We start from the raw sequence: 14,834 nt of genomic DNA, 5'->3' as shown, positions 1-14,834 counted from the left end.
TGCTCGTTTTGAGGTGGCCCCCTAATTGACCTGACAGGGCCCCGCTCTTGGGTAAGGGTGAGGCATATGATTGACGGTAAGACCAGGCGTTACAATGAGGGCGAGGTCCTTTCCGGTGTCCAGCGCCGGAGGCGATGGACACCGGAGGAAAAGGTCCGGATCGTCGAGGAAACATAGTTGCCGGGCATGAGCGTGTCGCTCGCCGGCACGGCATCGGTGGCAATCAGATCTTCACCTGGCGGCGGTTGATGGCACAGGGTGCGTTGACCGCCGCGGCAGCCGGCGAGCAAGTGGTGCCGGCATCTGAATACCGTGCGCTCGAGGCGCAGGTGCGCGAACTACACCGACTGCTTGGCAAGAAAGCTATGGAGAACGAGCTGCTCCGCGAGGCGGTGTCCCGGGCCGCAGGCCCAAAAAAACAGCTGTTGCGCTCGACCTCCTTGCCGCGGGATGGACGGTGAGCGCGGTGGCAGAGGCGGTCGGCATCGCTCGACCGCATCTTTCCAAAATGCGCAACCGACAACCGCCAAGACCGCGAGGGCGACCGCCGTTGCCGGATGCCGAACTGGTCGCCGACATCCGTCTGCTCGTCGCCGATCTGCCGACCTACGGCTATCGCCGCGGCCATGCCCAGCTGCGTCGTCAGGCCGAGAAGGTCGGGCGCGCAGCGCCCAATCCGAAACGCGTCTACCGCGTCATGAAATTGCACAGGCTGCTGCTACAGCGTGACGGCGAACGCCGCGAAGAACGCCGTCACGGCGGTCGGGTCGCCGTCGATCTGCGCAATACCCGCTGGTGCTCCGACGGGTTGGAGATCACCTGCGATAATAGTGAGAAGGTGCGTGTCGCATTCGCGCTCGACTGCTGCGACCGTGAGGCTATGGGGCACGTCGCAACGACGGGCGGCATCACCGCCGAGGACGTCCAGGACTTGATGGTCGCCACCGTCGAGCATCGCTACGGACAGGTGAATCGCCTGCTCGAGCCAATCGAATGGCTCACCGATAACGGCAGCTGCTACACAGCCCGCAACACTCGCGCTTTCGCCCGGGGCATCGGGCTGATCCCGCGCACGACCCCGGTCAGCAGTCCTCAACCGAACGGCATGGCTGAGGCGTTCGTTCGCACCCTCAAGCGCGAGTATGTCCGCGTGAACCCCAGGCCCGATGCACAGAGTGTCATCGACCAGCTGCCCGACTGGTTCGCCCATTATAACGAGGTGCATCCGCACCGCGCTTTGCGCTATCGATCACCCCGCGAGTTCATCGCGCAAAACCACGAGGCCCTGTCAGGCCTTTGGGGGGCAACAACACGTTTCCTCGTCTCATCATTGTCGCGCTGCACCGTCTTGGAGCGAGTTAACGGTGTACTGTGAACGCAGGCTGCTAGACGCGCGTCGGCCAACGTCAAAAAGCAGGCGATCCATAAACCACCAACACTAAAAGCGTCGTTTGCGACTGGTTGCGACGAATTGAACCACCAACTCCATGTCCGTCCAGAAGCAGGAACAAGCTCACATCGCTGCCATTACAACAGCGGTGCTGGTGGCTAAATTGCACAATACACTCTCTTCTCAGTGAAGAGCAGGCAAGGATTGCCGGAAGGTTATGCGAAGACGCCTTAACATCCCGGCAATCCCGACCTAGCGTCGACGACCCGCCTCAACCCTCGTAAGGCGATGCACCGCCTCCTTCGTTTTTGCAATTAAGTTGCGATCGGCGCACATCGCGCGGTTTGGGCAGCAAGGCAGTCGGGCAATCCGAGCAGCAACTCGATTGCGATATGTTCTCGCTCAAGGTGCATGATGAGCAGCTCTGAGGTATGCAGCATATCGCGACGGTAGATCGGCCAGTCGTCCTCGTGCAGCGCTGCCCAGCGAATGTGAGCACCACCAAAGGTTTCTCCCATCCGGATGCATCGGAGCTTCATGGCTCGAGCTGCATCTTGTAAATCTGCTGAGCCGCGCTCAATGAATGGATGAAAAACTCGGCGGTGCTTCAGCCGCTGGTATTGCAAGAGCAGCTTGCTAAGCTCCTCGCGCCGGGCGGTAAGCAGCTCCACCGCGGTTGCCCTATCGCGCACGACTAGCGCACGTGCTCGTCGAATTATGCGCAATATACTACTGAGTATGGCTTCAGCGTCCATCCGCAGGACCTGGATCTCACTGATGGACGAGAACGGAGTAGAGATATGCCTAGTCATATTGCTCGCTACTGCATCCGCGTTAATCATTCATTCTAGTTCAGTATTAAGTGTTAATTATGGACAATGATCAACGCCGTAGTGCGCCAGCCTCCTGCGTTGCGTCTCACTAGTGATCACGCCGGCTCGCCTCGGCAAATGAAATGATTGATGCAAAGACACTCTCTGGTGGTTCGCGCAAGCTCCCAGTTGTGCAGTAAGGCTGCCGGGCAATACGGCCAATGCCGCACTCTGGAGCAAAATGGCCCAATCCTGACCTGTCAAAACGCGTTACTGAAAAGCCAAAAACAGTACCTAAAAGGTAACTGATTGCAGGTGGCTCAGATTCACCATCTCGCGATCTAAGCGATCGAAATCGGCTTACCATTCACGATCTGCTGCGACATCACGGCCCAATCAACTACAAACCAGTTAGCCGGGTCTTCGGCGCTGACGGCTTGATCATCCGCAAACGAATCACTGAGCACGACATCCTCGTAGCTGACAAAGGCTGTGTCGATCGTCGAGTAGAAAGCCCGCGCAATAGGTAACCGGTTTTCCTTCTTCGTAGGTAGGATAAGAGCCAGCCGGTTGGAGCGAAGACGCACCAGCTTTGCGGGCGGAAATACGCCAATGCCTTGCATGAACTGGAATAGGACGACTGCATCGAATTCGCTCGCAGTCGTGTCCATGTGGGCAAGAGCTACGTTTGGAGCCATGCCCTTACGGTAAGCGCGGTCGGACGTCATCGCATCGTAAACGTCGCAGATTGCTGCCATTCGCGCAGCTTGGCTGACGGCATCGCCAGTCAGGCCAAAGGGGTAACCCGATCCGTCGATGCGCTCATGGTGATGAAGGCAGACGTCCAATGCTACCGGTGGAAGATCGTCGGTTGATAGAAGCGCATGACCGAGTTCCGGGTGACGACGAATTTCGCGGATCTCATCGTCGGTAAGCTCGCCCTTCTTGGTTAGGATGGCGTCGTCGATCATAACTTTGCCGATGTCGTGCAACAGCCCTGCCAATCCCAACGCCTGGATTTCAGGCGTCGACGCTCCTGCTGCGCGCGCAAGACTGATCATAAGGGCGCATACTGCTACGGAATGCGTATACGTCTCATCATCCTTGTCCTTGAGACGCGTTACGCTGATGAAGGCTGATATATTTTCCTCGAGTGTTTCTACGATCTCGTCGACCACTGGCAGGATGATGGAGGCAGGTACTTCACGGCCCAGTCGGTGGTCTTCGAACAGCGCCTTGACCACCTTAGTCGAGCGCTCAGCCAAAGCGATCGCTCGGACCTTGTCAGCCCGCCCAAAAGCTGGGCGCGCTACGGCACCGATGCGTGAAGGAGCCGCTGGTGCCCACTGATGCACGGGTCGACGTGCCGGGGCGGCGTGCAATGCGCGTGGCAATGCCGCTGCCAAGCGGGGTTGAGGCTCAGACCCCTGATCGTCTTCTACATTTATCCCCTTCGCGGTGTCGATGATGACACCCACGCCGGCGCCGCGAAGCTTTGTACGCTCAGCGTCGGACCGCACGAGAAAGCCTGCTTTCCAAAACGGATGGGCCAGCCAGCTGCCATCGAAGGCATCGACGTACATGCCGAGTTCGACCTGATCGGGCCGGATATTCCTACGCATCCAATCCTCGTCATCCTTACAGGCGTGCGATCGTACCAATAGCTGGCGAGTCTCCAGTCGACTGCAGGGACCGTTCCATCAGCTACTATAACGGTCATAAAGTTTACGATTGTATACCAACCTGTCTCTCGCAGACGCTAAGGGCAAGATGGTTGATGTAGATTGCCAACATAGGGACGCGACCACGCTACCCTCTATGCGGCGGCTTGCTGCTTGACAGCTGTGTCACGGCGCTGCTCGAACGCTTTTACGATCATTCGAGACATGTTCCTCATGAAACGGACATGATTCTGGCTGAGTGGCGATCGGGGCCTGTGGTCGAGCACGCAAAGCGCTCCAATGCGATCGCCGGACGGTGTTCTTAGGGGCAATCCAGCATAGTAGCGGATGTGCGCCGACCCAAGGACAAAGGGATTTTCAGCAAAGCGCCGGTCGAGCAGCGCATTGCGCACCTCAAATGCCCGATTACTCTTAATCGTATGCGCACAAAATGATGCGGCAATCGGCGTTTGGGTTATGTCTAAGCCCTTCTTGGCCTTGAACCACTGCCGATGGCGGTCAACAAGGGTAATTAGACATATTGGGCTACACGTGAACTCCGCAACCCGTTCGACGATGTCGTCAAACATCGGCTCGGCTGGTGTGTCCATTATCATAAGGTCGCAAATCGCCTTTTCGCGACTTTCGCAGTTTGATAGCATCCTCATACGTGGCTCCATATCTACCGGGCCATTAGGTGTTCTAAACTACAACTAAGATGGATATGGACAATGCCAACACGGCTTTAACTTAAAGAACTGAAATCATTGTGGTTTGTTTAGGGGGCGTAGAGGAATCGGCGCTTGAGGGCGCGGCGTTGAACCTATTAGTGACGTGTCGCTGCCGCTTTCGTCAACCTTGGACGCATTTGGTTTACCCTTGCGGCGTACATGGAGCTCTGGGTGGGGGTGAGCTCATAATATGTTTGCACGAAGAAAAACGGCAGCGGCGGTGGAAACATCACTCGTTGAGGCCGCGACGGGCGCGGGCTATGAGGCGCTGCAGTTCCTCACCCAGCAAAGGCTGGAACATACCCCTGCCAATTTTGCTTTGGCTTGGCATCTAAAAACGGATCGGCGCGGTATGACCGCGATGGCGGTTGACGCGATCCTTATGGAAGGTCGTCCGCTCACACAGTCTGATGTCGATCGGATCATGATCGCCGAGGCGCGACGCGGCAAGGGTGACGAAGAAGCGGACCCGCGTCAGGATGCACTGCGTCATCAAACCTTGCGCCTTGCCGACCTGGCAGCAGGCGCAGCGACGCAATCGTCCGAGTTCGGGCGTGATCTATCGGCCGACCTATTTCATCTTTCAGGTGGTGCGGGATCCGTCGAACAAATCGTCAAGGCCATGGTTCAGCGGACACGTGGCGTCGAAGCGCAGCTGAACGCCGCCTCGCGGGAAATCGAGGATCTGCGACAGCAAGTCGAAGTGACGCGCGATGACGCTCAACGTGACGCGCTCACCGGGCTCCTCAACCGTCGTGGTGCCACCCAGGAGCTCACCGCCCGGCGTAAGGCGGATCCCGGCGTAGTCGCTTTGTGTGACATCGATCACTTCAAGTCGGTGAATGATCAATTCGGCCACAGCGTCGGCGACCGCGTGCTCAAGGCTGTCGCTGGGTCGCTTTCGGACAGTGTCGGTGCTCACACAGTCGCCAGGTGGGGCGGTGAGGAATTCCTGATCATTTTTGATGGCCTCCGTCTTGAGGATGCCGCAGGGATACTCGAGCGTACTCGTAAGGACCTGGAAGCGAAATCGTTCAAAATACGCAACAGCGATGAGACGCTGGGTACCATCACGATTTCCATAGGCGCAGCGTCACTCGCTGGCATCAAACGCGACGACGCGATAGAAGCTGCTGATCGGATGCTCTACGAGGCAAAACGGCAGGGTCGCAATCGGATCGTCATGCGGACGCGGGGCGTCATCTAGCGTCTGACGCCGCAACATTCGCGCAGGGCTCTGTCTTTGACTCGCAACACAACGCCGTGAGTATGCCGAGGCGGTAACTGCATGGCTAGAGATAGTACCCCATTAATACGTCGCGGTTATGCGATCTCAAAGGGGGTACAGAACCGTGCGTAACTACCAGGAAGAAGCCCGGCTCGATGCCTTGCATCAGCTCAAGCTTTTGGACACTCCGCCAAGCGAGAGCTTCGACCGGATCACGAGGATGGCGAGCCAGATCTTCGGGCTGCCTATAGCAGCCATTTCGCTTACCGATCGTGACCGCCAGTGGTTCAAGTCACGGGTGGGAATTGATCACTGGAGCCTTCCTCGCGATAAAGCCCCATGTGCCCAAGTGGCGGAAACGAGCAAGCCGCTCGTCATCGAAGACTTTTTAACTGATCCCTTTTACGCAGACAGCGCCTTGGGCCAGGCAGGTACCCGCTTTTATGCAGGCACGCCGCTGATCACGAACGATGGCTACGGGATCGGCTCCCTTTGCGTTCTCGGCACCGAGCCTCGCACGGCGGCACCGCTTGAGCTTGCAGCTCTTGCTGATCTGGCTGCGATGGTCATGGCACAGATTGAACTCCAGCACGCCTTTGGTCGCATCGATCCGATCAGTGGCTTGCCTACCAGAAATCAGTTCCGCGAGGATCTCCTCGACCTCGCAAAGGATCATCCCGGCCAGAAACGCTTCGCCGTTGTCATTGATATAGCTCGCGACGATCAGCTCAGCAAGATTGCGCGAGCGTTAGGAAGCATGCGCATCGATGAGCTTGTTCGTGAAGCGGCGCAAGCGCTTCGTATGGCGTTGGGAGACACGCGGACCGCCTACCACGTCGGGACAGCGCAGTTCGCCTTCCTGTCGCCCCCCGGGATGGAAGAAGCTACGTACATGGAGCTCCTACAATCCACGTTCGAAGTCGTCCGGTCGTCGTCTTCCGTCCGCTTCGTCACCAGCGTCGCCATCGGCGTCCGGCCATTCCGACTGGGTCAGGCTGCGGCGGACGACGTTCTGCGAGGTGCTGGCAGCGCTGCTCAGGATGCTAGGCGAGCCGATGGCTCGATTGCCCTCTACTCAGCCGAGAATGACACCGCACACCAACGGCAGTACAACCTGCTACGCGACTTCGGCGAAGCGCTAGAGGCGGGCGATCAACTCCGGCTCGTCTACCAGCCCCGGCTCGATCTTGCGACGCGTCGCTGCGTTGGTGCAGAGACGTTGCTGCGCTGGCGCCATCCGACGCTCGGCGACATTTCGCCCGCCGAGTTTATCCCGCTCATCGAGCAGACATCGCTTGCCAAGCCGACGACGCATTGGGTGCTGAACGCAGCGTTTGACCAGCTCGGGGCATGGCAGGACGCCGGAGTGGCGCTTGCCCTGTCCATCAACATCTCGGCCGCCAATCTGACCGAGACTGATCTGATCCATCGCATTCAAATCGGGCTGCGCAAACGCAACCTGCGTCCGGAGAAGATCGAGATTGAGCTAACTGAAAGTGCGATCATGGAGCATCCCGACCAAGCCGTGGCGATGCTGACCGAGCTAGCGGCAGCCGGTGTGAGGCTGGCCATCGATGATTTCGGCACTGGCCATAGTAGCCTTGCCTATCTCCAGCGTCTCCCCGCACACGTCGTCAAGATCGACCAGGCGTTTGTGCGCAACCTGACCAAAGCCGAAGGCTCCGACTTCGTACTGGTAGAAACGATGATCGGGCTTGCACACAAACTTGGCTACCGCGTAGTGGCCGAAGGTGTAGAAACGGCTGAAGCCGCAGCAATGCTCGCTCAGACGGGCTGCGAAGAAGCACAAGGCTTCCTATTCGCCCGCCCGATGGATCCTGCCAAGCTCATAGTGTGGATGTCAGCGCTGCACGGCGCCGCGCCATAGCGATTGAGCGCCGGTTCTCATAGAGCGTTTGCCACTCACGCAGCTCTACCGTGCCGGTGTCACAACCCCTCGAGACTGTTGAAAAACTCGTGCTTGCGGCAGCGTTGATGAGGTGATTCACTGCTGCATAGCCAGCGGGGGAGCAGGGGCATGATGATGGGTCACCCAGTCGCGCAAGGCGCGCTCTTCTACGCCTGCCTTTCGGCTTGATGATCGGATCGATCGGCAAGCCCGGACAATTGCCGACGGGCTGGCGACGAAACGGAGCAAAGCTCCCCTGCTCGCCCGCTTCAAGCTCGCATACCCCGGACTCAGCCCGAAAGCCGTCGCCCGGCTATTGAATGTGACCACTCAAGGCGCCCGCAAGCTTCTCGCCGAGAGCAGTTCCGCGCTCAGGTCCAATGTTGGTCGAGCACATCCCTGATCGCCTTTTCGGCTTCAGCTCGCGACGCTCCACCTTTGCTCAACAGGGTCAGGCGAACGCCCTTCTTGTCGGCGCCTTCGACGCGCAGAATGGGTTTGCCGCCTTCATTCGTGATCGTCTCCATTTCTGACTTCTTGAGGGAACCTGACCGCTTGGGGGGGTCGGTCGCGAGCGCCAGGGCCTTGATAATATCGTTGAGGGGTATCGACTCTCCGCTTTCCTTCTGGACAGCGGCGAGCCGCTTGCCCTCCGCGAACGCTCGCGCTTTCCGATCGTCCGGCTTGAGGAGGCCTTTGAGCGCGATCCCGCTGCGGATACTCAAGTCCTGCGGCGCGCTGAACGCGATCATGATTTCCTCGGGTAGGCGCGCCAGATCGAGATAACGCGATAGCCAGCTTTCCGTCACCTTCATCCGTTCAGCCATCGTACGCTGGCGGCCTTCGTAATAGGTTTCGAGCGCCCGCACATAGTCCTTCGCCCTCTCATAATCCGTGAGATCGTCGCGGGCTCGGTTCTCGATGTCGGCAAGCCGGAACGCCTCTTCATCGCCGATTTCGCGGGCGTCGACTAGAAACTTGAAGTCCGGGTAGTTGTGCGAGCGCAACCACGAGATCGTCCAATGGCGCCGAGCGCCGCAGATGACCTCGAAATCATAGTCGACCTCACCGGAGACACGCCGAACGATCGCCGGCATTTCCTGTCGGCCTTGCGCCTTGATGCTCTCGATCAGATCGGAGCAACGCTCCTCGTTCAACAGCGCATAGTCGCGATTGTGGCCAGCCCACATCCGACAGCGAGCGGGATCGACCAGCTCGTGCGTGCGGCTGACGACGGCGCCCGACGCCAACTCGGCGATGCGGTTCGCGCGCCCTGTGAGCACGTTGCCGGCGATGCTCGGACGGCGCGGCGCGGTTTCCTCCGAAAGGTCGATTCCTGCCGTCAAATCGGCAGCAAACCCGTTATTTTTCCGGCTCATAGCCACTCCGTCCGCTAGAATTGCACATGTGCAATTTTTCGTTCTTTAAACCAGTGCCTCATTGCGCAGGCGCTTCTGGTGGCTGGGCCACATGGATCTTACATCAACCTCGATTTCCGCGTTAACTCCGTCAAGATAGGCCAGGCAGCGGCTACGGACGGACGAGCTGGTGGCGGGTCCGTCAAGTTCGTAGACTGTCATCAGACGTGCCGTCGCGTTGTCGATCTCGGCAGAATCCTTGAGCGGCGTTCGAATCATCGCATGACCGAACAAGGTGCGCATCAAATTCAGAAGCTCCTTCTGCATCGACTTGTTCTCGTCGACCTTGGAGGCCACGAACCGGAGGAATTGCAGCTCGGGTGCAAGGCCCCGCTCGGCGAGCTGCTCGATGGTTTCGTCGAGCATCGATAGAAACGCTGCGGTAGATGAGAAGTCCATCACCGTTGGGGGCACGGGCACCACCAAGGCATTGGCAGCGCGCAGGACCGAAAGCGAGATGGCGCCCAGCGCTGGCGGCGGGTCCATCACGATGATATCAAAGCGGTCGGAAATGCTGTTGATCCCCTCCCTGAGACGATCCAGAAGTTCGCCGCTGCCCCGCGCCATTCGCGCTGCAAGCTCGTACTCGGATTGAAAGAGCCGGAGATTCGCCGGGATGAGCTCGAGACCGTCGAAATGGGTTTTGCGCAACGCATAGTCGAGAGAAGATCGCTCGCCTTCCCTCAAGAAGGGATAGAGCGTGTCGTCTTCCGTCAGATCGAGGTCTGGCACATATCCGAACAGCGTTGTCGCCGATGCCTGGCTGTCGCAGTCGATCAACGCAACGCGATAGCCACGGATCGCCAGATATTGGGCCAAATGCACTGCGACCGTTGATTTGCCGACGCCGCCCTTGAAGTTCTGGACGGCAACCACGCAACACGAATCTTCTGGGCTCCGATAGGGCCGAGTGCCGAACACTCCGCGCATGTCATTAAGCTGGGCAAGCGTGTAGCGTTCACGTCGATTATTCTCCGTGCGCATCGGCTCAGGGAGCCTGCCATCCTTTTCGGCGTCACGAATGGCCGCAGCCGTTCTTCCGACCAGCTCGGCCGCCTTGCTGATCGTGAAGGTTGGCTCGCGCCGATCACCAGCGCGGGCGCTCCTTGCGGAATCGCGGAGCTTTTCAAGGACCGATGAAGTCCGGTGTGCAAGTGTGGCTACCGAGACGAGCTTCTCGGAGCCTTCAATCTCAAGCGTGTTCGACACAGGTCCATCTTTCGAAATTAAGATGAAGCTATACCCAATTGCGGTTTTTGGTCAAATCCTTCGTGAATTTCGAAAGTCGCAGAGCCGTTTTCGTGGGCTGATCCAGCGCGATCACGGTATCCTGACTCGATGGGGAGAGGCTACTCCTCGCAAAATTGCACATGTGCAATTTCCTTCTAGGCCCTGCCCCTTCGCGTCACCCAACTCTCGCAAAATCCCTTCCAGGACGCGATAAGTTTGACCCCTTTCAACTTGCCCAAACGCTCGCCCATCGTATCGCGGAAGCCGACCGCGATGAGGTCGACGTCCCAACCTCCGCCATGCTGCCGGGCGACAGACAACAGCTCCGCATCATATCGGATCGTGCCGGAAGGAAAGGTCACTTCCTCAGACTTTGCCTTTGGCAACGCCTTTGACGGCAGGGCTATCCCGCCCTGCCCCGTCACGACAGTTTCGACGGTGCCTTCCCGCCGCTGGCGACGACCGCCCGAATGACGATCCAGCTCTTCTACGGTCTCAAGCACTTCAGGCGGCCCTTTGGCCTCGAACCGAAACTCGACCTCGGTCACGGCGCGCCCCTGCCGGATATCCCGCCACTCGACGCGGAAGTGAGCAAGCTGATCGATCTCGGCTTTCGCCTTGTCCAACACCTTGCGTCGGAGCTGCGCAAAATCGGTATAGACTTCGGGAGGAATACCAAGCGCCGCACGCAGCGCAGCCATGTCGCCGCGCCAGGTTGCTTGGCGGCGGTGAAGTCGCAGAGCACCAAGTTCATACAGCTTCAAGGCGTAGTTGGATCGAAAGCCGAGTACTGCTTGGCGATTGAGCACAGCATACGTCTCGGATGCCTGGATCAGCTTGCGTGCATCAGGCGTAAACTCCCACTCGATCCAACCAGCTTCGCCCCCCTCCTCTTCCGTCTCAACACTGGAGCGCGAGATCAGCGAAAAGCGGGTCGTAGCTTTCTTGCCTCGCCAGGACCGATCATCGATTGCGAAGAGCGTGCGGTGCAGCTCTTCCAGCATATCGGTGATCCGCTCATTCCCTTTATGCCCTCGCCGTATATCCGCCTTGCGCATCCTGTGTGGTCGGTCTTCCCAGGCGTCCCCACCGGCGCGCAGGATCATCAACGCGAGCAACCTGGACGCGGTAAGGCTGAGTGACTCACCTTTGACGAACTTGACCTCGATGATGCTGCCCGGCTTAGCAAACTCGTCGCCGTCTTTCGCCGCCAGGGCCGCAGCCACACGCATCGCGCGGCCAGGGGATGCCGTCTCAGCCGAAGCGGGCACATCGACCGTTAATCCAGCGATTTCGCCCCCGTCCTGTTCCATGCATATTGCGATCGGCACCGAGTCTTGGAGGTCTAATGCTGCCTGACCTGACCTTGGCCGTCAAGTCAGGTCAGGTTATACGACTGTGCCCACCCCACGCGGTCAGGATAGAGTCGGCGCGGTATGGGGCCAAACACAAGCAATCTTCGCGAGTCGCATTGAACTGACGCGCGCACGCTAGTTTTCGATCTCGCGGGCTTTCAAGAAGCTCGACAAAGCGGCAGATTCCGCCGAAATCGTAGTGAGCAGGCGAGGCCCCCAAAAGGTAAGGATGCCCCCTATGGGTCAGGGAAGCCCCCCCAACAGGTCAGCCCTCAGCCCCCGTTAGGTCAGCCAACCACCCCCATGCGGTCAGCTACTTTCCTCCAACGCACTGAAAATGCTCGGCAAATCGTGGCTGAATTAGAACCTTAGAATCATGAATCCTTCCGCTGCAAGCAGCGGCGTTTTAATAGATTGATCCTGGGTATCCAAAGCGGAGCGGTTCGCGTGGGCGCAACGGTGAGGATCGCGATGACGCGCTCGCCGAACACCATCTACGGCGTTTCCACGAATGCCGTCTGACAAGGTGCCTAGGTGTTTATTCCCGCCGTCTGGTCGATCGGGTTGACGATGAACCGGTCTGCCTCTGACGTCCAGATCTTGGCGATGTATCGGTAGGGCGTGAGGCCGCTCAGCGTCTTGAGCCGACGGGCAAAGTTATAGGCGGCCATGAAACCGGCGAGGTGCGTCCGAAGCTGGTCGTGGCTGTCATAATGAAAACGTTTGACGGTGGCTTCCTTGATGGTGCGGTTCATCCGCTCGACCTGGCCGTTCGTCCAAGGATGGTTCGGTCTGGTGAGCCGGTGTTCGATGTCGTTCGCCTCGCAGATACAACCGCCTCGTACGATTCCGCCAGCGCGACATCCAGACCGACACGCGCGGCCAACGTCATCATTCGCGTCCAGTGTGTACGATCAAACCGGATCGAACCGTCCAGCGAACTCGCGATCGGCATAGTAGCACAATTTGGCGGCGATCACCGGTCGCTGCCCAGCGAGGAACAGGAGCTGGCGGTCGGGGCTGAGTGTGCGGACCTCGTCGGGGGTAAGCAGCGGGCGGCCGACATGCTGCTGCCCAAACGTGATTCCCGTTGCTTCCGCGTCGAACGCCCCGCTCATCGTCTCGAACACCACCGTCTCCTGGCCGAGCAGATCGGAGACGAGCTGGGCGCTCTGCTGGTCGTTGACCCCGAACACCTGCAATACGCCCGCGTTGGACAGGAAGGTGCCGGCGCGCTGGCCGTAGAGGGCACGCAGCTGGTGGATGTCCTGCACGATCGGCCAGAGCTGGATCCCGTAGCCCGCCATCAGCCCCATGGCGCGCTCTACCGGCTCCAGGTGGCCCAGAGCCGCGAACTCATCGAGCAGGAACAGAACCGGCCAAGGAGGGCGTCCCGGCTCCCGTGCGAGTGCGGGCAGCGCCTCTGCGACCATCAGGCGCAACGAGCGGGCATAGATATTGAGCCGATCAGGCGGCAGCTCCAGTAAGATGCTTATAGGGCGCTCCTTGAGATCGGCGAAGCGGAAGTCCGAAGCCCCGAGCGTCGCAGTCATGCGGGGGCTGTCGAGGAAGTGGGTGTGGCGCTGCGCGGACGACAGCACGCCGGCGGCTTCGCGATCGGAGTTGACGATTGGCGGCGCGCGACCAAGCCGCCGGCCCTCTGCATCCGCTCGAGCAGGGCTGCGAAGGCGGCCGGGGCCAGCGTCAGGTGGTCGCGCAAGATGGCGAGGGTGCGGGTGGCAGCGGGCTCACTCGCCACGACGTGCATCAGCAGGGCGGCGATGAGCGCCTTGGCTTCCTCGTTCCCAGTGCGCTTCGGTTTGTTGGTCGTGGGCATCGTGGACCAGCGCGTCGGCGAGCGTCATGCAATCGTCGGCGACATCGAGCCCGGCGGGGTCGATCCGATCAAGCGGGTTTAACGCCGCGGGGGCCAAGCCGGTGATGCCGAACGGGTCGAGGACGTGGACTGGCCCGAACTTCCCGCGCTGGCGGGCGGCGGTGCGGGCGTTCTCGCCCTTGGGGTCGATGCAGACGACGGTGAAGGGGTATTCGAGGAGGTTGGGGATGATGGTGCCCACGCCCTTGCCGCTGCGGGTCGGCGCGATCGTCAGCAGATGGGCGGGGCCGGGGTAGCGCAGCAGCTTGCCCGTCTTGCGGTCGCGGCCGATCAGCAGGCCCATGTCGCCAGTGAGGTTGCGCGCCTCCGCGTCGGTGGCGAAGCGGGCCGACCCGTGAGTGTCGATGGCACCTGGACCGCCGTAGCGCAGGATCAGGGGCTGGAAGAGCGCGCGCAGCGGCACGAGCAGGATCGCGCCCCAGGTCAGCACCAGCACGAGGCCCTGGACCACCCAGACGGGGTTCTGGAGGGCAATGCGGGCGAGGTTGCGTGATGCGCGGCCGAGCTGGCGGAATTACTCCATCGTCAGGCGGCCTGGAACAGGGTCAGGCGCGTAATGCCGGGCAGGGCGGCGATGTCCGCCTCGATGCCGGAGACCTCCTCCACACGGTCGCTGGGCCAGTCGCGCGCCACGCTGACGACGCCCGCATCGGTTTCGATTTCGAAGAGGCGGGTTTGCGGCAGCAGATCGAGCAGGCGCACCAGCCTGTCGTGCAGATCAGGCGTGATGTGGCAGCTTCCCGGGCCGACCATCAGGAGCTGCCAGGAACGGGGTAGGGCCTCAGCCATAGCCATCATCGCAACGTCTCAGGATAGGGAAGGGAGCCGATCACAGTTGCAACCCGAAGCGCGGTCCCACCCAGGTCATGGCGGTGTAGAGGATGATCGTCAGCGCGCATCCGGTAAGGAGCGCAGGCCAGAAACCAACGCCATGCCGCAGCAGTGCCGGGATGAGCAGGAACATCGGCAGGGAGGGGATGACGTACCAGAACGTCGCTGCGGCGTGTGCGGCCATGTTGTCGGCGTCGGGCTTCTCGTTCCAGAGCCACATCATGCCCAGAACCGAGACGAGCGGCAGCGATGCGATGAGCGCCCCAAAACCCGGATAACGTTTCGCCAGGGTCGATGCGACCGCGATCAGCACGCCAGAGATCGCAGCCTTCAGCGCGAGGTAGAGCATGACCGTCTCCTGGACCGGCATTC

The 14,834-nt window shown here is 60.0% G+C and carries 12 protein-coding genes and 2 pseudogenes; 3 read left to right on the top strand and 11 right to left on the bottom strand.

Annotated elements, in window-relative coordinates:
• The first annotated feature begins 66 nt into the window (after positions 1-66).
• A pseudogene (locus OXQ95_RS15725) lies at positions 67-1,375 on the top strand (IS3 family transposase).
• Positions 1,376-1,704: 329 nt separating this feature from the next.
• Here the strand turns inward: OXQ95_RS15725 and OXQ95_RS15720 are convergent.
• The 3 genes from OXQ95_RS15720 to OXQ95_RS15710 all read right to left on the bottom strand — a co-directional run bounded on the left by OXQ95_RS15720 (position 1,705) and on the right by OXQ95_RS15710 (position 4,453).
• On the bottom strand, positions 1,705-2,061 hold the full coding sequence (locus OXQ95_RS15720; protein WP_267382429.1) for a hypothetical protein: 357 nt from the start codon (positions 2,059-2,061) through the stop codon (positions 1,705-1,707).
• 482 nt (positions 2,062-2,543) lie between these two features.
• Positions 2,544-3,824, bottom strand: a complete 1,281-nt coding sequence (locus OXQ95_RS15715) for an HD-GYP domain-containing protein (RefSeq protein WP_267382428.1) — start codon at positions 3,822-3,824, stop codon at positions 2,544-2,546.
• A gap of 194 nt (positions 3,825-4,018) precedes the next feature.
• Complete coding sequence (locus OXQ95_RS15710) at positions 4,019-4,453, bottom strand: GAF domain-containing protein (RefSeq protein WP_267382427.1); 435 nt, start codon at positions 4,451-4,453, stop codon at positions 4,019-4,021.
• A 361-nt stretch (positions 4,454-4,814) separates the two neighbouring features.
• Here OXQ95_RS15710 and OXQ95_RS18845 point away from each other — a divergent pair, with 361 nt between their 5' ends.
• Together OXQ95_RS18845 and OXQ95_RS15700 are read left to right on the top strand one after the other, a co-directional pair.
• Positions 4,815-5,801 carry a GGDEF domain-containing protein gene (locus tag OXQ95_RS18845; RefSeq protein WP_267382426.1) on the top strand — a complete coding sequence of 329 codons (987 nt, stop codon included), beginning with the start codon at positions 4,815-4,817 and terminating at the stop codon, positions 5,799-5,801.
• A gap of 145 nt (positions 5,802-5,946) precedes the next feature.
• The gene (locus OXQ95_RS15700; protein ID WP_267382425.1) at positions 5,947-7,710 is read left to right on the top strand and encodes a GGDEF and EAL domain-containing protein; all 1,764 of its coding nucleotides are present in this window, start codon (positions 5,947-5,949) and stop codon (positions 7,708-7,710) included.
• 392 nt (positions 7,711-8,102) lie between these two features.
• Here OXQ95_RS15700 and OXQ95_RS15695 read toward each other — a convergent pair whose 3' ends face one another.
• The 8 genes and pseudogenes from OXQ95_RS15695 to OXQ95_RS15660 all read right to left on the bottom strand — a co-directional run bounded on the left by OXQ95_RS15695 (position 8,103) and on the right by OXQ95_RS15660 (position 14,811).
• Positions 8,103-9,110 (bottom strand): ParB/RepB/Spo0J family partition protein, encoded by a 1,008-nt coding sequence (locus OXQ95_RS15695; protein WP_267382424.1) that lies wholly within the window; start codon positions 9,108-9,110, stop codon positions 8,103-8,105.
• Between the two features lie 45 nt (positions 9,111-9,155).
• A complete protein-coding gene (locus tag OXQ95_RS15690) occupies positions 9,156-10,358 on the bottom strand; it encodes an AAA family ATPase (RefSeq protein ID WP_267382423.1) in 1,203 nt (400 codons plus the stop codon).
• A 176-nt stretch (positions 10,359-10,534) separates the two neighbouring features.
• Positions 10,535-11,611 carry a replication initiation protein gene (locus OXQ95_RS15685; protein ID WP_267382460.1) on the bottom strand — a complete coding sequence of 359 codons (1,077 nt, stop codon included), beginning with the start codon at positions 11,609-11,611 and terminating at the stop codon, positions 10,535-10,537.
• A 653-nt stretch (positions 11,612-12,264) separates the two neighbouring features.
• Positions 12,265-12,552 (bottom strand): annotated as a pseudogene (locus tag OXQ95_RS15680) (integrase core domain-containing protein); the annotation flags it as partial.
• Positions 12,553-12,648: 96 nt separating this feature from the next.
• The gene (locus OXQ95_RS15675; RefSeq protein ID WP_267382459.1) at positions 12,649-13,365 is read right to left on the bottom strand and encodes a type IV secretory system conjugative DNA transfer family protein; all 717 of its coding nucleotides are present in this window, start codon (positions 13,363-13,365) and stop codon (positions 12,649-12,651) included.
• A 117-nt stretch (positions 13,366-13,482) separates the two neighbouring features.
• A complete protein-coding gene (locus OXQ95_RS15670) occupies positions 13,483-14,067 on the bottom strand; it encodes a type IV secretory system conjugative DNA transfer family protein (RefSeq protein WP_267382422.1) in 585 nt (194 codons plus the stop codon).
• Positions 14,068-14,156: 89 nt separating this feature from the next.
• On the bottom strand, positions 14,157-14,420 hold the full coding sequence (locus tag OXQ95_RS15665) for a hypothetical protein (protein WP_267382421.1): 264 nt from the start codon (positions 14,418-14,420) through the stop codon (positions 14,157-14,159).
• A 40-nt stretch (positions 14,421-14,460) separates the two neighbouring features.
• A complete protein-coding gene (locus OXQ95_RS15660; RefSeq protein ID WP_267382420.1) occupies positions 14,461-14,811 on the bottom strand; it encodes a DUF3147 family protein in 351 nt (116 codons plus the stop codon).
• Between the last annotated feature and the right edge of the window lie 23 nt (positions 14,812-14,834).

Origin of the sequence: Sphingomonas sp. GC_Shp_6, assembly GCF_026540835.1 — a bacterium.
In the GTDB taxonomy this organism is placed as follows: domain Bacteria; phylum Pseudomonadota; class Alphaproteobacteria; order Sphingomonadales; family Sphingomonadaceae; genus Sphingomonas.
The sequence above is the reverse complement of the archived record's forward strand: the minus strand, read 5'-3'. Positions and strand labels throughout refer to the sequence as shown.